This window comes from Streptosporangium sp. NPDC002544, assembly GCF_040295965.1.
Classification (GTDB): domain Bacteria; phylum Actinomycetota; class Actinomycetes; order Streptosporangiales; family Streptosporangiaceae; genus Streptosporangium.
The window spans coordinates 154,226-175,847 of record NZ_JBEOWJ010000024.1 but is presented as its reverse complement, the minus strand read 5'-3'; the positions used below and the strand labels follow the sequence as shown (position 1 = coordinate 175,847).

General features: G+C 70.7%; 21 protein-coding genes. 6 read left to right on the top strand and 15 right to left on the bottom strand.

What is annotated here, in order from left to right; translation table 11 throughout:
* Nucleotides 1–583: 583 nt before the first annotated feature.
* The 6 genes from ABT061_RS31745 to ABT061_RS31720 all read right to left on the bottom strand — a co-directional run bounded on the left by ABT061_RS31745 (nucleotide 584) and on the right by ABT061_RS31720 (nucleotide 6,564).
* Complete coding sequence (locus tag ABT061_RS31745) at nucleotides 584–1,522, bottom strand: sigma-70 family RNA polymerase sigma factor (protein ID WP_343972014.1); 939 nt, start codon at nucleotides 1,520–1,522, stop codon at nucleotides 584–586.
* A gap of 210 nt (nucleotides 1,523–1,732) precedes the next feature.
* A complete protein-coding gene (gene hutI, locus ABT061_RS31740; RefSeq protein WP_350924891.1) occupies nucleotides 1,733–2,905 on the bottom strand; it encodes an imidazolonepropionase in 1,173 nt (390 codons plus the stop codon).
* Complete coding sequence (locus ABT061_RS31735; protein WP_350924889.1) at nucleotides 2,902–4,263, bottom strand: formimidoylglutamate deiminase; 1,362 nt, start codon at nucleotides 4,261–4,263, stop codon at nucleotides 2,902–2,904. Before ABT061_RS31735 ends, hutI begins: the two co-directional genes overlap by 4 nt.
* A complete protein-coding gene (locus tag ABT061_RS31730) occupies nucleotides 4,251–5,414 on the bottom strand; it encodes an allantoate amidohydrolase (RefSeq protein ID WP_350924899.1) in 1,164 nt (387 codons plus the stop codon). The genes ABT061_RS31735 and ABT061_RS31730 overlap by 13 nt, the downstream gene beginning before the upstream one ends.
* Before the next feature lie 123 nt (nucleotides 5,415–5,537).
* Complete coding sequence (locus tag ABT061_RS31725) at nucleotides 5,538–6,224, bottom strand: SDR family oxidoreductase (RefSeq protein ID WP_350924887.1); 687 nt, start codon at nucleotides 6,222–6,224, stop codon at nucleotides 5,538–5,540.
* A gap of 10 nt (nucleotides 6,225–6,234) precedes the next feature.
* A complete protein-coding gene (locus ABT061_RS31720; protein ID WP_350924885.1) occupies nucleotides 6,235–6,564 on the bottom strand; it encodes a hypothetical protein in 330 nt (109 codons plus the stop codon).
* Between the two features lie 38 nt (nucleotides 6,565–6,602).
* Between ABT061_RS31720 and ABT061_RS31715 the strand changes: the two genes are divergently transcribed.
* From ABT061_RS31715 to ABT061_RS31705, 3 genes are all read left to right on the top strand, one after another.
* Entirely contained in the window at nucleotides 6,603–7,133 is a 531-nt protein-coding gene (locus tag ABT061_RS31715; RefSeq protein WP_350924883.1) for a PadR family transcriptional regulator, read from the top strand.
* Nucleotides 7,134–7,222: 89 nt separating this feature from the next.
* The gene (locus tag ABT061_RS31710; RefSeq protein WP_350924881.1) at nucleotides 7,223–8,182 is read left to right on the top strand and encodes an ATP-binding cassette domain-containing protein; all 960 of its coding nucleotides are present in this window, start codon (nucleotides 7,223–7,225) and stop codon (nucleotides 8,180–8,182) included.
* A gap of 32 nt (nucleotides 8,183–8,214) precedes the next feature.
* Entirely contained in the window at nucleotides 8,215–8,964 is a 750-nt protein-coding gene (locus tag ABT061_RS31705; protein WP_350924878.1) for an ABC transporter permease, read from the top strand.
* Nucleotides 8,965–9,034: 70 nt separating this feature from the next.
* Here ABT061_RS31705 and ABT061_RS31700 read toward each other — a convergent pair whose 3' ends face one another.
* From ABT061_RS31700 to ABT061_RS31660, 9 genes are all read right to left on the bottom strand, one after another.
* Nucleotides 9,035–9,859 carry a MurR/RpiR family transcriptional regulator gene (locus ABT061_RS31700; protein WP_350924876.1) on the bottom strand — a complete coding sequence of 275 codons (825 nt, stop codon included), beginning with the start codon at nucleotides 9,857–9,859 and terminating at the stop codon, nucleotides 9,035–9,037.
* A gap of 213 nt (nucleotides 9,860–10,072) precedes the next feature.
* Nucleotides 10,073–11,728: a urocanate hydratase gene (gene hutU, locus ABT061_RS31695; protein WP_350924874.1), complete on the bottom strand. Its 1,656-nt coding sequence runs from the start codon at nucleotides 11,726–11,728 to the stop codon at nucleotides 10,073–10,075.
* Nucleotides 11,729–12,116: 388 nt separating this feature from the next.
* Nucleotides 12,117–13,844 carry an ABC transporter ATP-binding protein gene (locus tag ABT061_RS31690; RefSeq protein ID WP_350924872.1) on the bottom strand — a complete coding sequence of 576 codons (1,728 nt, stop codon included), beginning with the start codon at nucleotides 13,842–13,844 and terminating at the stop codon, nucleotides 12,117–12,119.
* Nucleotides 13,845–14,053: 209 nt separating this feature from the next.
* Entirely contained in the window at nucleotides 14,054–15,274 is a 1,221-nt protein-coding gene (locus tag ABT061_RS31685) for a beta-ketoacyl-[acyl-carrier-protein] synthase family protein (RefSeq protein ID WP_350924870.1), read from the bottom strand.
* On the bottom strand, nucleotides 15,271–15,519 hold the full coding sequence (locus ABT061_RS31680; protein ID WP_084195145.1) for an acyl carrier protein: 249 nt from the start codon (nucleotides 15,517–15,519) through the stop codon (nucleotides 15,271–15,273). The genes ABT061_RS31685 and ABT061_RS31680 overlap by 4 nt, the downstream gene beginning before the upstream one ends.
* 252 nt (nucleotides 15,520–15,771) lie before the next feature.
* Nucleotides 15,772–15,960 (bottom strand): hypothetical protein, encoded by a 189-nt coding sequence (locus ABT061_RS31675; protein ID WP_350924868.1) that lies wholly within the window; start codon nucleotides 15,958–15,960, stop codon nucleotides 15,772–15,774.
* Nucleotides 15,961–16,076: 116 nt separating this feature from the next.
* A complete protein-coding gene (locus ABT061_RS31670) occupies nucleotides 16,077–16,385 on the bottom strand; it encodes a hypothetical protein (protein WP_350924866.1) in 309 nt (102 codons plus the stop codon).
* Between the two features lie 73 nt (nucleotides 16,386–16,458).
* Nucleotides 16,459–17,211, bottom strand: coding sequence for a hypothetical protein (locus ABT061_RS31665; protein WP_350924864.1), 753 nt, complete (start codon nucleotides 17,209–17,211; stop codon nucleotides 16,459–16,461).
* A gap of 39 nt (nucleotides 17,212–17,250) precedes the next feature.
* Nucleotides 17,251–17,970, bottom strand: a complete 720-nt coding sequence (locus ABT061_RS31660; protein WP_350924862.1) for a FadR/GntR family transcriptional regulator — start codon at nucleotides 17,968–17,970, stop codon at nucleotides 17,251–17,253.
* A 64-nt stretch (nucleotides 17,971–18,034) separates the two neighbouring features.
* Here ABT061_RS31660 and ABT061_RS31655 point away from each other — a divergent pair, with 64 nt between their 5' ends.
* From ABT061_RS31655 to ABT061_RS31645, 3 genes are read left to right on the top strand one after another with little or no spacing between them, the layout of a single operon-like run.
* Complete coding sequence (locus ABT061_RS31655; RefSeq protein WP_502991518.1) at nucleotides 18,035–19,402, top strand: glutamine synthetase family protein; 1,368 nt, start codon at nucleotides 18,035–18,037, stop codon at nucleotides 19,400–19,402.
* 2 nt (nucleotides 19,403–19,404) lie between these two features.
* Nucleotides 19,405–20,751, top strand: a complete 1,347-nt coding sequence (locus ABT061_RS31650; RefSeq protein WP_350924858.1) for an aldehyde dehydrogenase family protein — start codon at nucleotides 19,405–19,407, stop codon at nucleotides 20,749–20,751.
* A 5-nt stretch (nucleotides 20,752–20,756) separates the two neighbouring features.
* Nucleotides 20,757–21,521 (top strand): 3-oxoacyl-ACP reductase, encoded by a 765-nt coding sequence (locus ABT061_RS31645; protein ID WP_350924856.1) that lies wholly within the window; start codon nucleotides 20,757–20,759, stop codon nucleotides 21,519–21,521.
* Nucleotides 21,522–21,622: the final 101 nt, after the last annotated feature.

Genomic DNA, 21,622 nt, shown 5'->3' with positions numbered 1-21,622 from the left:
GCCCAGTCTTCCACCTTGATCACCCTCCAGAGTGACTGAAGGGGGTCAGCATTCGCCCGTCGTCAGGGGGTCACGGTTCGCGCGTCGTCAACACCACGCGCCTTCGGCCCAGCCCTGTCCCTGTCTCGGCCCGGCCCCGCGCTCCTTCCCGCAGTGGCGCTTCAGCTACGGCGCCTCGCCCGAACGGCCCCGCAGAGATCGCTTCAGCCACGCACAGGACACCGGACGGCCGGAAAGAAACCCGCTACGGCCCGCACGCCGTACGGCGAGACGGCGTGCAGCGGAGGTGGGCGGGCGTTCCGGGCGGCTTGGAAGAAGCCAGGAACCACAGCGCCCGAGCAGGCCAGAGGCCTGAACCACGGGACGGCAACTGAGACGGCCGCCCGGAACGCCCGCCCACCGCAGCGGACACAGCGCCAAAGCACCGCAGCGGGCACAGAACCAAAGCACCCGCAGCAGGCACAGAACCAAAGCACCCGCAGCAGGCACAGAACCAAAGCACCCGCAACGGGCACAGAACCAAAGCACACCCAGAAAAACGATCCGGCACGCCCCACAGGGAGCGTGCCGGATCGCAGACGGCTCAGGCCGCCGTGGCCATCTTCCGCAGCCGGGCCAGGGCGTCGCGCTCGATGCGGCGGGCGCGGTCCCTGCCGATGCCGTAGCGCTCGCCGACCTCGGTCAGCGTGTGCTCGCGGCCGTCCATCAGGCCGTAGCGCCAGCGGAGCATCTCGCGGGTCTGCCCCTCCAGCCCCGTCAGCCACTCCTCCAGACGCTCGCGCTCAAGGACGTCCATCGCCTGCTGCTCGGGATCGGCCCACGTGTCGTCGGCGATCATGTCGCCGAGTTCGGTCTCGTCCTCGTCGCCCACGCCCAGCTGCAGGGAGACGGGGTCGGAGGCCCAGCGGCGGAGCTCGCGGACCCGCTCGATGGGCAGTTCGAGCACCGCCGCCAGGTCGGCGTCGGTCGGCTCGGCGTCGAACTCGGCCAGCATGTCCCGGCGGACCCGCATCAGCCTGGTCATCTGCTCACCCGCGTGGGTGGGCAGGCGGACCGGCCGGGCCTGCTCGTGGATGGCGCGCCCCACGGACTGCCGGATCCACCAGGTGGCATAAGTCGAGAACTTGTAACCGCGCCGGTAGTCGAACTTCTCAACCGCGCGAACCAATCCCAGGTTTCCCTCCTGGACCAGATCGATCAGCGGCATTCCCCGCCCTGAATATTTGCGCGCGACGGCCACCACAAGACGTAGATTGGCCTGGATGAATTCATCCTTGGCCCTTCGTCCGGAAACAGCCAAACGCTCAAGCTCCTCATCGGCGGCGTCCGCGATCCGCGGCTCCGTCAACCCGCCGTCCAGCAACTGCTCAGCGAAGAGACCCGCCTCGATCCGCTTGGCGAGTTCCACCTCTTCCTCCGCGGTGAGCAGGGGCACCCTGCCAATCTCTGCCAGGTAGGTTCCGAGCAGGTCCCTGTCAGAGACATGCTGATCCTGCGTCCGATTCCCCGTCGGCCTTGCCATTCGATGGCACCTCGCTCCGGCTGCTTATGACGTGTCCACCCGCTCGCTCAACGCCCCATGCGCGCGGACACGTCGCTTGACTTTTCAACGGCTGGATCAGAGCAAAGATTCCCTCAAGAAGTACGCCTGGAGAATGGTTCTGAACTCCTCCTCAGGGAGGATGCCTCCCGACGCCGCGACAAGGCCCACGGCTGCCCCCGGCAAAGAGGGCTAAACCAGACGGCGTCCCTCCTTCCACACCTGTGTCACCAGCGGCACCCCCGGCCGGTAGGCGAGATGGACGTACGTCGGGGCGTCCAGGATCACCAGATTCCCCCTGGTTCCCACGCGCAGCGTGCCGACGTCCCCGCGGCGCAACGCCCTGGCCCCGCCGTAGGTGGCCGCCCTGATCGCCTCCAGCGGCGTCATCCGCATCTCGCGGACCGCCAACGCCACGCAGAAGGGCATCGAGGAGGTGAAGGAGGAGCCCGGGTTGCAGTCGGTGGCCAGCGCGACCGTCACCCCGGCGTCCAGCAGGCGGCGGGCGTCCGGGTAGGGCGAGCGGGTGGAGAACTCCGCGCCGGGCAGCAGGGTGGCCACCACTCCCGCCGACGACAGCGCCGAGACGTCGTCGTCACTCAGATGGGTGCAGTGGTCGGCGGAGGCCGCACCCACCTCGGCGGCGATCCGCGCCCCGGGGCCCGCGCCCAGTTGGTTGGCGTGGATCCTCGGCAGCAGTCCCGCCTTCATCCCGGCGAGGAGGATCTCCCTGCTCTGGTCGGCGTCGAAGGCGCCGCGCTCGCAGAACACGTCGACCCACCGGGCGTGCGGCGCGCAGGCCTCCAGCATCTCCCCGGTGACCGTGCGGACGTACTCGTCGGCCGAGGAGGCGTCGGGGGGCACCACGTGCGCGCCCAGGTAGGTGGTCTCCTCGGTGAACCCCCGCGCGATCTCCAGGGACCTGCGCTCGTCCTCGACCGTGAGGCCGTAACCACTCTTGATCTCCACCGTGGTCGTCCCCTGGGCGAGCATCTCCGAGACCAGGGCGGCGGTGAGCGTCACGAGTTCGGCGTCGGAGGCGGCGCGGGTGGCCGACACCGTGGTGCGGATGCCACCGGCCGTGTAGGGCAGGCCCGCCATGCGGGCGGCGAACTCGGCCGTGCGGTCGCCCGCGAAGACGAGGTGGGCGTGGCTGTCGACGAACCCAGGGATCACGCAGCGCCCGTCCACGTCCACCCGCTCGTCGGCGCAGGGAGCCGCACCGGCGGGCCCCGCCCACACCACCTCGCCGTCCTGCACCACCAGTGCCGCGTCCTCGATCTCCTCCCGCGCCGGATCGCCCGTGTAGAGCAGTCCGATGCGATCGAAGAGGGTGCTCCTCACCTGCCGGTCCTCGCTCGTCATACCGACCTCCCCGCTCGTGCCTCGATGATCGCCTGGGTGAGCATGCCGCCCACGTCGCCGAGTACGTGCCTGCCCTCGGTGACCACGTGGCGGCCCCCCGACACCACGGAGTGCACGTCGGCGGCCGTGGCGGCGAACACGACGGTCTCGGCCAGGTGCGCCGGGGAGGCGCCCGCTGTACGGACCGAGTCCAAGCGCACCGACACCAGGTCGGCCCACGCGCCGGGGACGAGCATGCCCGCGCAGGCGAAGCCGAGCGAGTCGTGTCCCGCCGCCGTGGCGGCGTGCAGGAGCTCGGCGGCCGACCAGTGGCCGCGCCGCTCGGTGGCCAGCCGCTCGTCCAGTTCGACCGCGCGGGCCTCCTCGAACAGGTCGACGACCGCGTGACTGTCCGAGCCGAGCGTGATGGGCGACCCCGCGTCGAACAGCGCCCTGGCCGGCCCGATGCCGTCGGCGAGGTCGCGCTCGGTCGTGGGGCACATGCACACGCGCGTGCCGGAGCCGCCGAGCAGCGCGACGTCCACGTCCGACAGGTGTGTGGCGTGCACGGCGGTCGAGCGGGGGCCGAGCGCGCCGTGCGCCTCCAGCAGCTGGACCGGGCTCGCGGAGTACGCCTCCACGCAGGCGGTGTTCTCCGCCCGTTGCTCGGAGACATGGGCGTGGAGCGGGACCGCGTGGTGGCGGGAGAACTCGGCGACCACGGGGATCTGCTCGGGCCTGACCGCACGGACCGAGTGCACGGCCACACCGATCTCCACGTCCGGATCGCCCCGGTAGTGGGTCGTGAGCGCCTCCGCCCGTGCCGCCCACCCGTCGGCGTCGCCGTCACCGAACCGCAGCTGGACACCGCTCAGCGGGGTGCCGACGCCACCGGTCAGGTAACAGGCGTCCAGCAGCGCGATGCGCAGCCCCGCCTCGCGCGCCGCCTGGACGAGCACGTGGCCCATGGTGTTCGGGTCGTCGTAGCGCCTGCCGCCCGGACCGTGGTGCAGGTAGTGGAACTCCCCGACACAGGTGATGCCGGCCAGCGCCATCTCGGCGAACGCGGCCCTGGCGAGTCTGAGATAGGAGTCGGGGTCGAGGGTCTCCGCCACCTCGTACATCTGCTCGCGCCAGGTCCAGAAACTGCCCTTCTCCCGTTGCGTCACCCCGCGCAGGGCGCGGTGGAAGGCGTGGGAGTGCGCGTTGGCCAAGCCGGGGATGGTCAGCCCGGCCAGCCGGACGGCTCCGCCGGGCGGGGTCGCCACACCGGTGACGATCTCGGAGATCACCGTGTCGTGGACCCTGACGAGCACTCCCGCGACGGCCTCACCCGGTGGCAGCCAGGCCAGCTCGCACCAGTAGTTCAGCTCGCGCACAGGTCCTCCAAGGCCGCGGCGAGAACGGTGACCCCCGCGTGGCAGTCGGCCGTCTCCGCGTGTTCGTCCGGAGAGTGAGAGATGCCCGTCGGATTGCGGACGAACACCATCGCGCTGGGCACGCCCGCGGACGCGAGAATGCCCGCGTCGTGTCCGGCCCCGGTCGGCAGGACGGGGGCGCCCCCGGCGGCGGCGGCGACCCGCTCGCGCAGGACCGCGTCGAAGTCGACGACCGGGGTCCACGACTCGACGGTGACCTCGGCACCGGAGAACTCGGTCAGCTCGGCGACCAGCGCCCTGACCGCGTCCTCGTCCCCGCCCCTGGCATCCAGCCAGGCGCTGACCAGTCCGGGGATGGCGTTGGCGTTGTTGGGCGACACGCGCATCCTGCCGAAGGTGGCGACCACACCGCCGCGCTCGGCGGCCTGGCGGGCGTGGAGCACGGTACGGGCGAAGGGCAGCATCGGGTCGTCGCGGTCGGCCAGCCTGGTGGTGCCGGCGTGGTTGGCCTGGCCGTGGAAGTCGAACCGCCAGCGGCCGTGCGGCCAGATGGCCGAGGCGACGCCGACCGGCGCGTCCCGGTGGACCAGGTCCTTGCCCTGCTCGACATGGAGCTCGACGAAGACCCCGACATGCCGCAGGGTCTCCTCGTCCCGGCCCAGGGCGCCCGGGTCGCGTCCGGCCCCGCGCAGTACCTCGGCCAGCGAGTCGCCCTCGTCGTCGGTCAGGGCGCGCGCCCTGTCCGGGTCCAGGATTCCGGTCAGCAGGCGGGAGCCGACGCACGGGACGCCGAACCTGGCGCCCTCCTCGTCGCTGAAGCAGGCGATCCCCAGGGGGCGCGCGGGCCGGAAGTCCCTGGCCCGCAGCAGGTCGAGGGCGGCGAAGGCCGACACGACTCCCAGGGGGCCGTCGAAGGCGCCGCCCTGCCGTACCGAGTCGAGGTGGCTGCCGGTGACCACGCCCGGCCGCACCGACGGGTCACCCCACCAGGCCCACAGATTGCCGTTACGGTCCTCCCTCAGGTCGAGGCCGCGCCTGGCCGCCTCCTGTCCGAACCAGCGCCGAAGCTCCAGATCCGCCGGCGACCACGCGTCTCGCAGGTAGCCCCGGGTCCGGCCATCACGTCCGAGGTGCTCGATGGCACCCCACATCTCGTCGAACACCCTCCCATTATGTGAATGATCCCATTCATTGGCGAGTCCGCCGCACCTTCACCCGATTCCCTGTCCCGCGGAGCCGCTCCGCCTCGCCGGGCGAGAAGCCGTACGGCCCCCTCAGTTCAGGGGGCCTGCGGCGGGACGAACGGTGATCTCGGTGACGTGGGCGTCGGGTGACGCGGTCAGGGCCGCCTGCACCACCCTGGCCACCGAGTCCGCGTTCAGGTACCTCTCCGGCTGGTAGGGACCGCCCTCTCGGACCCGTACCTCACGCTGCATGTCGGTGTCGACCCGTCCGGGGTAGATCGTCGTCACTCGAAGCTCCGGCTCCTCCAGGCGGAGCGCGTCGGCGAAGGCGCGCAGCGCGAACTTGCTCGCCGAGTAGGAGCCCCAACCAGCGCTGGCCCGCTGTCCGGAGCCGGAGTTGATCAGCACCACGTGACCGCGCCCCGCGCGCAGAGCGGGCAGCAGCAGCCGGGTCAGCTCGACCACCGCGATCACGTTGACCTCCATGGTGTGCCGCCACACCTCGGCCGGGGTCTCCTCCACCCGCCCCAGGTGCAGCACGCCCGCGCTGTGCACCAGCACGTCGAGCCGGTCGATGGCGGCGACGTCGGCCTCCGTGACGGTGGTGAGCTCCACCGGCCAGGGCCGCGCGCCGGGCAGGGCGGAGGCCATCTCGGCCAGCGCCTCGGGGTCGCGGCCGCCGAGCAGCAGGTCATGGGTGGGGGCCAGGGCGCGGGCGATCGCGGCGCCGACCCCTCGCGAGGCACCGGTGACCAGTGCGGTCGGACGTACAGGCATGTCGATCACCTTACTCGGGCTGGAAGACCTCCGGCCGGGGGCGCTCCAGCGTCACGGCGACGGTGTTCTCGCGCGGGTAGCGGAAGTCGTTCGGGCGGACCGTGACCGCGTCGGCCGCGGCCTCCACGATCACGCAGCGGTACCACTCACCGTCCTCCAGGAACCGCCAGGGCCTCATCAGCACCTCCAGCCCGGACCGGTGCACCTCCTCCAGCGCCTCCTCCTCCGAGCGCGACGCCCCGAGCGGGTAACCGAACACGGTCAGTGGCTCCCAGTCCTCGCCATCGGAGCGGATGAAACCCATGAGGGCGCCGTCGTCGTCACGCCTGATCTCTCGCATGTTTGACAGCATATACAAATTTTAATAAAAATTTGTATATGTCCTCCACTCGTGTTCTACTGCTCGGCGTGTTGCTCGACAATCCATTGCACGGCTATGAGGTACGGCGCCGCCTCGAACTGTGGGGCGCCGACAACTGGGCCAACGTGGCCTACGGCTCGATCTACCACGGCCTGGCCAAGATGGCGGAGGAGGGGCTGCTGGAGATCATCGAGCAGGGCAGGGGAGGCAAGACGGTCTACGGCATCACCGAGACCGGACGGGCCGACTTCCAGCAGCAACTGATGAACAGCTGGTGGTTCGTGAAGCCGATCGTCGACCCCTTCCAGGTCGCGCTCACCTTCATGGACCGGCTCTCCCCGGCCGATCTGGTCAGTGCCATGGAGACGAGGGCCGAGCAGTTGCGGGCGTCCATCTCGATGATGCGGCGGGCCCTGGGCGGCAAGCAGGGCTACGGAGCCCCCCGGCACATCGACGAGTGCCTCCGGCTCAACATCCACCAGTTCCAGGCGCAACTCGACTGGATCGAAGAGTCGGTCGCGAAGGTCAAGGACGGCGACCTGCCCTGATCCGCCCCCTCACGCCGAGCCCTCTCACGGAGGGACCCGCTCTCCGCAAGCCCCGTTGAGCCTTACCGGCACCCCCGAAACGGAGAAAAATGATCATCGAAGCGCACGACCTGCGCAAGACCTTCACCGCCCGGCGAGGGCGCGGCAGGGCCGAACAGGTCGAGGCGGTGAGAGGGGTCGATCTGTCCGTCGCCGAGGGCGAGATCTTCGCCGTGCTCGGCCCGAACGGCGCGGGCAAGACCACCACCGTCAGGATGCTCACCACTCTCGTCGCCCCCACCTCGGGCAGCGCCCGGGTGGCCGGCCACGACGTGACCGCCGAGGCGGCCAGGGTACGGGAGAAGATCGGCTACGTCGGCCAGGCGGGCGGCGTGAACGAGAACGCCCTCGGCCGCGGCGAGCTGATCCTGGCCGCCCGGATCGGCGGCATGTCCCGCGCCGACGCCGGGGCACGGAGCGAGGAACTGCTCACCGCCCTCGATCTGACCGAGGTCGCCGACCGGCCCGTCAGAACGCTGTCCGGCGGCCAGAAGCGGCGCGTGGCCCTGGCCGTCGGCCTGGTCAACCGCCCGCGGCTGCTCTTCCTCGACGAACCCACCACCGGTCTGGACCCGCAGAACCGCGCCCGCCTGTGGGAGGAGGTCCGCGCCCTACGCGAGCGGGGCACCAGCGTGCTGCTGACCACCCACTACCTGGAGGAGGCCGACGCCCTCTGCGACCGGCTGGCCATCATCGACCACGGCAGGGTCGTCGCCGAGGGCACTCCGGCCGACCTCAAGAAGGAGATCGCAGGAGACGTCGTCACGCTCCGCCTGGACCGGGCCTTCGAGGCACGAAGGCTCCTCACCTCCGAGCCCTACATCAAGGAGGTCCACGAGGAGGAAAGCGTGCTGCGCGCCTACCTCGACGACGGCGAGCACAACCTGCCCCACCTGCTCCGCACCCTTGAGGGCGGCGGGCTGCCGATCCGGTCGATCTCCCTTGACCGCGCCACGCTCGACGACGTCTTCCTGCGCCACACCGGCCGCTCCCTGCGCGACGCGGCCTGACCGACGCCCCTTCGAACCGACAAGGACCCCCCGTGTTCCGACACACCATGCTGTTCCTGGGCCAGGAGCTCGGGCAGACGCTGCGCAACCCCGTCTGGCCGCTGTTCGGCCTGCTGCAGCCAATCCTGTACCTGCTGCTCTTCGCGCCGCTGGTGGCCAACACCGGCGTCGGCGGTGGCACGGGCGACACGCTGCGGATGTTCACACCGGGCGTGATGATGATGGTCGCCCTGTTCGGCTCGCTCTTCGTGGGCTTCGGCATGATCGGCGAGATCCGCAACGGCTACCTGGAAAGGCTTGCGGTCAGCCAGGCATGGCGCCCCGCGATCGTGCTGGGGCGCACCCTGCGCGACATGATCGTGCTGGTCGTCCAGGCCCTGCTGGTGATCGCGCTGGCCACGCTGATGGGCATGCGGGCCAGCCTCCCCGGGCTGGCGGTGATGCTGCTGCTCATGGCGGCCACCGGCCTGCTGGCCTCGGGGCTCTCCTACGGCACGGCCCTCGCGCTGCGCGACGAGAACGGCATGTCGCAGATCATGCAGTTCTTCGCGGTGCCGCTGATCCTGCTCACCGGCATCATGCTGCCGATGTCGCTGGCCCCCGGCTGGATGCAGGCCGTCGCGCAGTTCAACCCGCTCTACCACGCGGTCGAGGCCGGCCGGGCGCTGTTCGACGGCGACTTCTCCGACGGCTCCATCCCGCTGGCCTTCGGTCTCATCCTGGCCCTGTCCGCGATCAGCCTGCGCTGGTCGGTCGGCTCGATGAACCGGATCGCCGGTTAGCTCCGCGGCTTTTCACCGGCCTCGGCGGAACCGGCGGCCGGATGCTCCCGCTCTCGCCCGGGCGCGGATGTCAGCCGAACCGTTCGGTGAAGACCCCCGCCTGGTCGGTCATCCGTTCGTACTCCTCCAGCCGGGCCTGCGTGCGCAGCGGCGCCGCGTCCGCCATGGCCTCCACCAGCACCATGGCCAGGGCCAGTGGCGCCGCGTGCGAGTCGAAGACCAGCCGTTCGCCGACGGGGGCGGCCAGGACCGCGTCGGCCTCGAAGGGCACGTCCCGCCGGTCGGTGATCACCGCCGTACGCAGGCCCAGGTCCCGGGCGCCACGCAGCGCCTGCAGGGCCTCGGCCGGGTAGCGGGGCAGGATCACCGCGACCAGCCAGCTCGCCCCCGCGCGGCGCGCCGCGTACAGGCCGTCGGCCAGCTCGGAACCGCCGTGGGTCAGCAGGCGGACGTCAGGGTGGATCCGGCGCGCGAAGTAGGCGAACGTGGTGGCCAGCCCGCTCGACACCCGCAGGCCCACCACCGGCAGAGGCTCGCATCCCGCCAGCTTGGCACCCAGCTCCGAGATGTCGGAAGGGTCGCCCAGCGCGTCGCGTACGCTCCGCAGGTTGTCGATCTCCACATCTATCGCCGCCTGCAGGTCGTTGGCCCGCGACGGCCTCCGCCCGCCCACGACGAGGGGCCGCAGCGCCTGTCTGAGCTCGGGATATCCCGTGAAACCGAGCACCATCGCGAACCTCGTCACCGACGGCTGGCTGACCCCCGCCCGCTCGGCCAGCTCCACGCTGGACAGGAAGATGGCCTCGGACAGGTGGTCGCCCAGGTAGCGCGCGATCCGCCGCTGCACCGGCGACAGCCGCCGCCCCTCCAGAAGCTGATCGAGTCCGTCCCCCACGCCCTCTCCAACCGCTCGACACTCCACGAGCATTCCCCTCCCCACCCCGCCCCGTTGTAGTTCATACACCCGGGCGGGGCGGGGGTGAGCGGCGCCGGCAGGATTCACCCCCGGGATCGGGACACGGTGGGCGGATCGGTGCGGGTATCTCCCGATCTGGGCCGGCGCGCCCCGGCCGGAGCCCGAGCGTCCGGCCGGGACCCGCGCCTCCGGTCAGGATTCGCGCATCGGGATGCGGACGTCTCGCTCCTCGGCCACGGCGACGGCCTCGTCGTAGCCGGCGTCGGCGTGACGGATGACCCCCATGCCCGGGTCGTTGGTGAGCACCCGGTTGAGCTTCTCGGCACCGAGCCTGGTGCCGTCGGCGACGGTGACCTGGCCGGCGTGGATGGAGCGGCCGATGCCGACACCGCCGCCGTGGTGGATGGAGACCCACGCGGCACCGGAGGCGACGTTGAGCATGGCGTTCAGCAGCGGCCAGTCGGCGATCGCGTCGGAGCCGTCGGCCATGCCCTCGGTCTCCCGGTACGGGCTCGCCACGCTGCCGCAGTCGAGGTGGTCGCGGCCGATCACCAGCGGAGCCTCGATCTCCCCCGAGGCCACCATGTCGTTGAACCGCTCCCCGGCCAGGTGGCGCTCCCCGTATCCGAGCCAGCAGATACGGGCGGGCAGGCCCTGGAAGTGGACCTTCTCCCCGGCCAGCCGGATCCACCTGGCGAGCGGCTCGTTGTCAGGGAAGAGCTCCAGGATCGCGCGGTCGGTCTTGGCGATGTCGGAGGGGGAGCCGGAGAGCGCGGCCCAGCGGAACGGGCCCTTGCCCTCGCAGAACAGCGGCCGGATGTAGGCGGGCACGAAACCGGGGAAGTCGAACGCGCGGCCGTAACCCGCCAGCCGGGCCTCGCCCCGGATCGAGTTGCCATAGTCGAAGACCTCGGCTCCGGCGTCCTGGAAGCCGACCATGGCCTCCACGTGCTTGGCCATGGCCTCGCGGGCCCTGCGGGTGAAGCCCGCCGGGTCCTTCTCCCGTTCGTCGGCCATGTCCTCGAAGGCCACGCCGATCGGCAGGTACATCAGCGGGTCGTGGGCGGAGGTCTGGTCGGTGACGACATCGATCTCGGCGCCCCTGCGGAGCAGTTCGGGCACGATCTCGGCCGCGTTGCCCTCGACCCCGATGCTCAACGGCCTGCGCTGGTCGCGGGCCTCGTACGCCAGGCGCAGCGCCTCGTCGAGGTCGGCGGCGCGGACGTCCAGGTAGCGGTGCTCGATCCGCCGGTCGATCGACCTGGGGTCGCAGTCGACGCAGATCACCACGCCGCCGTTCATGGTCACGGCCAGCGGCTGCGCGCCGCCCATGCCGCCGAGCCCGGCGGTCAGCGTGATCGTCCCCGCGAGGCTCCCGCCGAACCGCTTGGCGGCCACGGCGCCGAAGGTCTCGTAGGTGCCCTGCAGGATGCCCTGGGTGCCGATGTAGATCCAGGAGCCCGCCGTCATCTGCCCGTACATGGTCAGTCCGGCGGCCTCCAGGCGCCGGAACTCCTCCCAGTCGGCCCAGTCGGGCACCAGGTTGGAGTTGGCGATGAGCACCCGCGGGGCCCACTCGTGGGTGCGGAACACGCCGACGGGACGGCCGGACTGCACCAGCAGCGTCTCGTCACCCGCCAAGTTGGTCAGGGTGCGGGTGATCGCGTCGAAGGAGCGCCAGTCGCGGGCGGCCTTGCCCGAGCCGCCGTAGACGACGAGCTGTTCCGGATGCTCGGCCACCTCGGGATCCAGATTGTTCTGGATCATACGAAGCGCCGCTTCCTGCGGCCATCCCTTGGCGGTGAGCGTGGTACCGCGCGGCGCGCGCACAACCCGGCTGCCGGTCATGCCCGGACCTCCCCATCAAGAATGAATGAATACATTCATATTTGTCACCTGGAGGCTACAGGTCAACCCGGGAAGGGGTGTCACGGCAGGGGGTGTCGCGGGCGGCACACCCGCGACACCCCCCCGGTGGTGGCCGTAACGATCGTCGCGCCCCGATCTTCGTCCCGCACGGACGGGATCGGGAGATCGAATGCGGCGCGCGCCCGATGGGCACCCCCGGTGCGAAGGAGAGGCTTCGCACAGGCGGGGATGCCCGGTTCGCCGGATGGCGAATCAGGCCATCGGCCCGGTGTCCGAATTATTCCTTTGTGAACGATATGAATTTACACAACCACGCCAGAACCACCGCGCTGCCTTCACCATGCCGGACAGCCGCCGAGCGGCGGGACTAGCCGGGCAGCAGGAGTTGGGTGGCGGCCAGCTCGCGGTAGAGGGCGTCGTCACCGAGCAGCTCGTCGTGGGTGCCCACGGCCCGCACCCGGCCCGCCTCCATCACCACGATCCGGTCGGCACCGGTCACCGTGGAGAGACGGTGTGCGATCACCAGCACCGTCGTCTCCGCCGCCACCTCCGCGATCACCTCGCGGAGCCGCAGCTCGTTGACCGCGTCGAGCTGGGAGGTGGCCTCGTCGAGCAGCAGGAGCCGGGGGCTGCGCAGCAGGGCACGGGCGATGGCGACCCGCTGGCGCTCACCGCCGGAGAGCAGGATCCCCCGATGACCGACCCTGGTGTCCAGCCCCTCGGGGAGCCTGGAGACCAGGTCCTCCAGGCGGGTGCGGGCGAGCACCCGCCTGATGTCGGCCTCCTCCACGCCCGGCGCGGCGAAGACGAGGTTCTCCCTGAGCGTGCCGTCCAGCACCGGCGCGTCCTGCTCGACGTAGCCGAGGCAGGCGCGCAGCTCGGCCAGCGGCCAGTCCCCGATGTCCCGGCCGTCGATCCTGATCGTCCCCGACTGTTGCTCGTAGAACCGCTCCAGCAGGGCGAAGACAGTGGACTTGCCCGCGCCCGACGGCCCCACCAGGGCGGTCAGCCCGCCCGCGGGCACCTCGAAGGAGACGTCGTCGTGGATGATCGGCCTGTCGTCGCCGTAGCGGAAGACGACGTTCTCGAAGGAGACCCAGGCCGGAGTGCTCCCGACCTCGTAGACCTTGCCGCCCGTCTGCTCGGCGGGAAGCTCCTCGATCTCGCGGATCCGCCGCACCGCGGCCAGGCCGTTCTGCAACTGCGTGAAGCCCTGGACCAGCTGGCCGATGGGGGCGACCAGGTAGAACAGGTAGAGCAGAAAGGCGATCAGCGAGGAGACCTCCAGCGTGCCCGAGGAGACGCGCGCGCCGCCCACGCCGAGCACGGCCACGAAGGCCAGCTGCGCGGAGACCCACGCCGAGATACCGGCGATCGAGGTCAGCCAGGCGACGGCGATGCCCCGGTCACGCGCCTCGCGGGCCGCCTCGGTCACCGCGGCGATCTCCCGCTCCTCGGCACCGCTGGCCTTGACGGTACGGAACGCCTGGAGCACCCGGTCCAGGACCGCGCCCATCTCGCCGACCGCGATCTGGGCCTGCGTCGAGGCCCGCTGGATACGGGGCAGGACCAGACCGACGAGCCCGCCGACCAGGACCAGCACTCCCAGCGTGATGAGCAGCAGCGCCCAGTCCATGATCGCCATCATGACCACGGCTCCGACGAGCATGAAGAGCGAGCTGACCGTCTCGACCACGCTGTTGGCGAACACCGCGCGCAACAGCGTGGTGTCTGAGGTCACCCGGGACATCAGGTCACCGGGTTTGAGCCGGTCGACCTCGGAGGCGCGCAGCCGCAGCATCCGGTCGACCAGGCCGCGGCGGGCGGAGAAGACGATGCTCTCCCCCATCCGCTCCAGCACGTAGCTGCCCAGCGCGCCGAGGCCGGCTCCCACCAGCACGGCGGCGGTCAGCCCCAGCACGGGGCCGAGCAGGGAGCGCTGCTCGCCGAAGGCGTCGACGACCGTCTTGGCCAGGAGCGGCATCGCCAATCCGGCCAGCGAGCCGACGAGGCTGAGCACCCCGCCCAGCAGCAGGGTTTTCCGGTGGGGCCCTAAATAGGCGACCAGCAACCGCCAGGACGCGGTCTCGGACAATGCGCTCCCCCTTCGAAACGACGCGATCGACCTCCGGCCGCTTTTCCTGTTTACCTCGCACGAGTCCGTCCCGAGCGCCTTCGCCATATTTCGTAGCGAAAGTCGGTGACGTCACCAATCTTGTTAACCAAAGTTGACATCAGGGGGTCGGCGAAGGCCCCGTCGGCTCGGCGCCGTTTCACGGCGGGCCGGCGGGGCCGTACGGAATGTCAGGAATCCAGGGAGGGGGTGAGGACCAGGCAGGCGTTGCTGCCCCCGAAGCCGAAGGAGTTGGACAGGACGGGGGCGACGGCCACGGACCGGGGCTCGGCACAGACGATGTCGATGAGGTCGGCCTCGGGGCCGCCCGCGAAGTTGGCGGTCGGGGGAATCAGGCCCTCTCGGGCCGACAGCAGGGCGATGACCGCCTCCAGCGCGCCCGCGCCGCCGACGAGGTGGCCGGTCACGCCCTTGGTCGAGGTCACCGGGGGCGTACGGCCACCGAAACACGCGTGCAGGGCGGCGGCCTCGGCGCTGTCGTTGTGCGGGGTCGAGGTCCCGTGGGCGTTGACGTGCCCGACGTCGCCGGTGTCGAGTCCGGCGTCGAGCAGGGCGGCGCGCATGCACCCGGCCGCCACCGAGCCGTCCCTGAGCGGCGCCACGATGTGGTTGGCGTCGCAGTTGGCCGCGTAGCCGCTGACCTCGCCGTAGACACGGGCGCCCCGCGCCTCGGCGAGGTCGGCGCGCTCCAGTACCAGAAAGGCCGCGCCCTCCCCCATGACGAAGCCGTCACGGTCGGCGTCGAACGGGCGGGACGCCTCCGAGGGGGCGTGCGTCCGCTCCGACAGGGCGCCGACCCGGGCGAAGGCCTCCATCGCGAGCGGGGAGAGCAGCGCGTCCAGGCCCCCGGCGACGGCGGAGCCGACCACGCCCGAGCGGATCGCGCGCAGCGCCTCGCCGATCGCGGTGGCCCCGCTGGCGCAGGCCGTGTTGAAGGTGAGACACGGCCCCCTGAAGCCGTACCTGATGGCGACGCGCGAGGCCGTCGAGCTGGACATCAGCGTCGGAACCGCATGGACCGGCACCTTCTCCCTGCCGAGCGTGTGCCCCACGATCAGGTTCTCCAGGGTGGCGAACCCGCCGCCGCCGGTGCCCACGTACACCCCGCAGCCCTCGGCGGGCAGGCCGTCCGCGTCGGCGACGGCGTCGATCGCCGCGGCGAGGCCGATCTGGGAGGTCCGGTCGAGGGTCCGGAGCTCGCGCCCGCCGAAGTAGTCATCCGGCTCGAACGGCGCCAGCGGGCACCCGATCGAGACCGGCACCCGGGCGTCGGCCAGTTCGGGGATGGCGGTCGCGAGCGACTTGCCCGCGAGCACCGTGGCGAAGGCGTCCCCCGCCGTGTTGCCCGCCGGGCTCTTGACCCCCAGACCCGTGACGACGACGCGCGTCACCGGGCCGCCAGCGCGGCGTGCAGTACGCCCGCCATGTCGGCGACGGTCTGCGCCCCGGCGAAGTCACTGGGGTCGAGCTGGATGCCCAGCTTCTCCTCGATGATGACGGAGATCTCTACCCATTCCAGGCTGTCGATCTGGTGGTCGGCGATGGTGGCCCCCGGCTTCACCTGATCGCTCGGTACGCTCAGCACCTCGGCGATCGCCGACCGGACCACGGATGTCGCTGAATCGAGGCTTGTCATTCGCCCACCTTTAAAAGGATTGGTCCACTCGCGCCCCTACAATGCCTTCGGACTATAGCGAAACAGACATATGTTCTGTCTATGTACGACCAGGCGGAATTCTTGAAATTTCTACTCATTAAGTGATGAGCGGTGCGGGGAAAAACCACCCCTCCCGGGGCCGGTCCAGGGAGCGGCCGCCGCGTACCGGTGCCCCGCCGATCCGGAGCCGGCTCGGCAAGGGGCCCATCGGCGGGACACCGGCGAGCGGGGTCAGTGGCGGCGGACGCCGTACTCCCTGCGCATCTCCGCGACGGTGTCCAGGATCTCGTCCTGGGTCTTCAGCAGCCTCGCCTCGGCCTCCTCGGTTCTGGCCTCAGCCGCCGGCCGGCGGTCGCCCGTCCGTCCGGCCGGCCTCCGCTTGACCCTGGCCTTCAGTTCTCGCAGGTTGAACTTATCCATCAGACCCATGATCAGCACCCCTTAGGCAGGCAGGGCCGTCATCTGCCCGGCGCGCGGCCGGATATGCACGGGTTCGAAAGCTCACCACGACCGTGCCGCCGCTTTCCCCTCGTTCCTCAGTCGGGGTCGGGGACGTCGTCGTAGTCGATGTCGCCCTCCTCCGCGCGGCGCAGCCCGATGTCCTCCACCCAGGCGCCGGCGAACCGGCGGATCTCCCAGAGCCGCTCGCCCCGCACGCCGTGGGCCTCGAAGTCCTCGTCGGCGATCAGGGCGACGAACTCCAGCCGCATCACCAGCTCGGCGAGCGAGAAGCCCTCGTCATACCGGCGGGCGAGGTGTTCGAGTTCGCGAAAACCGTACGGCTCGGAGACCGAGGCGACGTCGATGACGTCGCGGGCGAGACCGCGCTCGTGCAGTGCCCACACTCGCGGGCCGACCTCGGCTCCCGGTCCACCCGGCGACGGCGACGGCGACGGCGACGGCGAGGGCATCGGCGGTTCAGCGGCGGGAGCGGCGGCGGGTGGAGGGGAGGTCATGACGGCCGGAGACGAACTCCTGGAAGGCGATCTTGCCGCGGATCACCGGGCGGCGCCAGCGCTCCTCGCGGCGCTCGGCCCTGGCCATCTTGCGGAGCCGCGGGTGCCGGGCGCCCGGGGCGAAGAACCAGTGTGCCCAGGGCGATCCCGGGCGGGCCAGCCGCACGGCCCCCGGCACCAGGAGGATCGGCACGAACAGCCCGACCAGGCCCGTCCAGATCTTGCCCTTGAGCAGCGTGACCACGGCGAGCCCGAGGTTGGTCACGATGAGACCGGCGGTCAGCCAGGTGCCCCTGGGGGTGCCGTCGGAGTTCTCCCAGCCGAGGGGGCGCAGGCCGAGCAGGAGCAGGCCGGTGATCGCGACGGCGATGAACACCGCGTCCACGGAGGCTCGGCCCTCCTCCTCCCAGTAGACGTCGCGCAGGTGCAGGATCAGCGCGAACTCGTCGAGGACGAGGGCGGCGCCGATGCCGAAGATCGCCGCCGTCACCGCGTACCAGCCCTCGGAGACCCCGGAGACGACGAGGCCGGACACCCCGCCGAGCAGGGTCAGCACCACGCCGAACACCACGTGGTGAATGTGCATCTCACCGACGTTGACGTTACGGAACCAGCCGATCTTGGCCCGGATGAGCCGGACGTTGATCCTGGTGAACACGAAGGCGACGATCAGCGCGACAAAGAAACAGAACAGCGGCAGCCGTCCTGTTTCCATGATTCGATCTCGGAGCAAATCCCCCACTGTTTCATCAGGCTATGCGAGGAAGCCCCGTAGCAGCGCGGCGGTGCCCTCAAGGTGCTCGGCCACGGCGCGGCGCGCGCCCTCGGGGTCGCCGGCCAGGATCGCCGTCACGATCGCCTCGTGCTGGATCGCGGCGTGCTCGATGTTGCGCCGGAGCACCGGGATGGCGTTGAGCAGGTCGGTGACCCGCAGCCGGGCGTCGGCGCAGGCCGCGGCGAGCAGCGGGGAGCCGGTCAGCTCGGCGATGGCCAGGTGGAAGGCCGTGTCGAGACGGCGGTAGTCGTCGGGCCCCGCCGAGTTGACCTCACGCAGCCGCTCCCGCAGGGCGTCGCGCCGCTCCTCGGTGAGCGCGGTGGTGGCGAGCACCTGGGCGGCACCGCACTCCACGGCCATCCTGAAGGTGAGCGCGTCGCCCAGGTCGTCGGTGCCCATGTCGACGACCGCCCTGCGCAGGTCGTCACGGCGCGGACGCGGTGGGATGTAGGTGAGAAAGGCGCCGCCGTACCTGCCACGGCGCACGGTGAGGTAGCCCGCCTCCGCCAGGGCGCGGATGGCCTCGCGCAGGGTGACCCTGCTGATCCCGAGCTGGGCGGCGAGTTCCCGCTCGGGCGGCAGCTTCTCGGCTACCAGCCCCAGCTTGATGACCTGGAGCAGGCGCTCCACGGTCTCCTCGAACGCGTTACCCGCGCGCACCGGCCGCAGCACGGTCGCCAGTCGCGACACCTCGTCCAATTGATCTCCTCCGACCCTTGACAATGCTCCCCCCGCTACACGTCAATGGTCTGACACTAGCCCAATAAGACTCCGGCGAGGAGGGCGTGTGGACGTCCGCGAACTTCACGACGAGGTGCGGGCAGGACGGATCGACACCGTGCTGCTGGCGATCGTCGACATGCAGGGCCGCCTGCAGGGGAAACGCCTGTCGGCACGTTACTTCCTGCAGGAGGTGCTGGGGCACGCCTCCGAGGGATGCAACTACCTGCTCGCGGTCGACGTCGACATGAACACGGTCGACGGCTACGCGATGTCCTCCTGGGAGCGGGGATACGGCGACTTCGTCATGAAACCCGACGTGTCCACCCTGCGCCGGGTGCCGTGGCAGGAGGGGACGGCCCTGGTGATGGCCGACCTGCTCTGGGAGGACGGCTCCGACGTGGCCGCCTCGCCGCGGCAGATCCTGCGCCGGCAACTCGCCCGGCTGGCCGAGCGGGGCTGGGGGGCGTTCGTCGGGACCGAGCTGGAGTTCGTGATCTTCAACGACAGCTACGAGGACGCCTGGCGCGGCGGTTACCGTGATCTGACGCCCGCCAACCTCTACAACGTCGACTACTCCCTCCTCGGCACCGCCAGGGTCGAGCCGCTGCTGCGCAGGATCAGGCTCGGCATGGAGGGCGCGGGCATGTACGTCGAGTCGGCCAAGGGCGAGTGCAACCTCGGCCAGCACGAGATCGCCTTCCGCTTCGGCGAGGCCCTGTCCAGCTGCGACGACCACGCCGTCTACAAGAACGGCGCCAAGGAGATCGCCGCCCAGGAGGGCATGTCGATCACCTTCATGGCCAAGCCGAACCAGCGCGAGGGCAACTCCTGCCACATCCACATCTCGCTCAGGGACACCGCCGGAGAGCCGGTCATGGCGGGTTCCGAGGCGCACGGACTGTCCGCGACGGGACAGCACTTCATCGCCGGTCAGCTCGCCCTCATGCGCGAGCTGACCCTGCTGTACGCGCCGAACGTCAACTCCTACAAGCGGTACGTGCCGGGCAGCTTCGCCCCCACCGCCGTCAAATGGGGCGTGGACAACAGGACGTGCGCGTTGCGCCTGGTCGGCCACGGCCCTTCGCTGCGGATCGAGAACCGGGTGCCCGGCGGCGACGTCAACCCCTACCTGGCGGTCTCGGCACTGGTCGCGGCCGGGCTGCACGGCATCGAGAACGAACTGCCGCTTGAGGAGGCGATCACGGGGAACGCCTACACCTCGGGCGCGGAGACCGTCCCGCACACCCTGCGGGACGCGCTGGAGCTCTGGGAGGGCTCCGCGTTCGCGGCCTCCGTCTTCGGCGAGGACGTCGTGGCGCACTACGCGAACAACGCCCGGACCGAGCTGGCCGCCTTCGACGCGGCGGTGACCGACTGGGAGCTGTTCCGAGGATTCGAACGGATGTGACGGTGAAGATCATAAATCCGGCGACAGAAGAGGTGCTCGCCGAGGTCGAGATGGCGGACGCCGCCGAGGTCGACAGGGCGGTGGAGCGCGCGAGAAGGGCCTTCGCCACCTGGCGGAGCGTCGGCCCCTCCGACCGGGCCCGGCTGCTGCGCCGGTTCGCCTCGCTGGTGCGCGAGCACGCCGAGGAACTGGCCCTGCTGGAGGTCGCGGGCGCCGGGCACACGATCGGCAACGCCCGCTGGGAGGCGGGCAACGTCGCCGACGTGCTCGACTTCTACGCCGGGGCGCCCGAGCGTGACCACGGCCTGCAGATCCCGGTGCCCGGCGGCCTGGACGTCACCTTCAAGGAACCGCTGGGCGTCGTCGGCGTGATCGTGCCGTGGAACTTCCCGATGGTCATCATGACCTGGGGGACGGCCCCGGCGCTGGCCGCGGGCAACACCGTGATCGTCAAGCCCGCCGAGTGGACCCCGCTGACCGCCCTGCGCCTGGCCGAGCTGGCCCTGGCCGCCGGGCTGCCCGAGGGGGTGTTCCAGGTCCTGCCCGGCGCCGGAGAGGTCGCGGGCGCCCGGCTGGTCGAGCACCCGGACGTGGCGAAGATCGTGTTCACCGGCTCCACCGAGGTGGGCAAGGAGATCGCCGCCGTCTGCGCCGGGCAGGTCAAGCGGCTCACCCTGGAGCTGGGCGGCAAGAGCGCCAACGTGGTCTTCGCCGACGCCGACCTGGAACGGGCGGCGGCGACCGCGCCGTACGCGGTCTTCGACAACGCGGGCCAGGACTGCTGCGCGCGCTCCCGGATCCTGGTCGAGCGCTCGGTGCACGACGAGTTCCTGGCCCGGTTCGGCGAGGCCGTGCTGAAGGTCAGGGTCGGCGACCCCCGCGACGAGAGCACCGAGATGGGCCCGCTGATCAGCGCCGAACACCGGGAGCGGGTGGCCTCCTACGTCACCGAGCCGCCCCACCTGCGGGGCACGTGCCCGTCGGGGCCGGGGTTCTGGTTCCCGGCGACGGTCCTGACCCCGACCTCGGCCGACGACCGGGCGTTCACCGAGGAGATCTTCGGACCGGTGGTGTCGGTGCTGCCGTTCGACGACGAGGCGGACGCCGTGCGGATCGCCAACGACACCCCGTACGGCCTGAGCGGGTCCATCTGGACCCGTGACGTCGGCCGGGCGCTCCGGGTGGCCAGGGCCGTCGAGGCGGGCAACCTGAGCGTCAACTCGCATTCGAGCGTCCGCTACTGGACCCCGTTCGGCGGTTTCAAGCAGTCGGGCCTCGGCCGCGAGCTGGGACCGGACGCCCTGTCCGCGTTCACCGAGACCAAGAACGTCTTCATTTCCGAGGAGTAGAAGCGATGCTGCGTTTGCAGGACCGGGTGGCCGTCATCACCGGCGCCGGTAGCGGGATCGGCCTGGCCACCGCGCGCCGGTTCGCCGAGGAGGGCGCCCGCGTCGTGTGCGTGGACCTGGACGAGACGACCGGCGCGGCGGCCGCGGCCGAGGTCGGCGGCCTGTTCGTGAAGGCCGACGTGACCAGCGAGGACGACGTCGTCCGGATGTTCCAGACCGCGTTCGACAGCTACGGCAGCGTGGACATCGCGTTCAACAACGCGGGCATCTCACCGCCGGAGGACGACTCGATCCTGGAGACCGGCATCGACGCCTGGCGCCGGGTCCAGGAGGTCAACCTCACCTCCGTCTACCTGTGCTGCAAGCACGCCATCCCGTACATGCGGCGGCAGGGCAAGGGATCGATCATCAACACCGCGTCGTTCGTGGCCGTGATGGGCTCGGCGACCAGCCAGATCTCCTACACCGCCTCCAAGGGCGGGGTGCTGGCGATGTCGCGCGAGCTGGGCGTGCAGTTCGCCCGCGAGGGCATCCGGGTCAACGCGCTCTGCCCCGGCCCGGTCAACACCCCGCTGCTGCAGGAGCTGTTCGCCAAGGACCCCGAGCGGGCACAGCGCCGCCTGGTGCACATCCCGATCGGCCGCTTCGCCGAGGCGACCGAGATCGCCGCCGCGGTGGCGTTCCTCGCCTCGGACGACGCGAGCTTCGTCACCGGCGCGGAGTTCCTGGTGGACGGCGGCATCTCGGGCGCCTACGTCACGCCGCTCTGACCGCTCCCCGCCACCTTCGCGACCGGCGGTGGCGGGATTTGCCCAGGCCATACCCTGGCCCCGATAACGTGCGAGGACGTGGGCGGATGTCCCATGTCCCC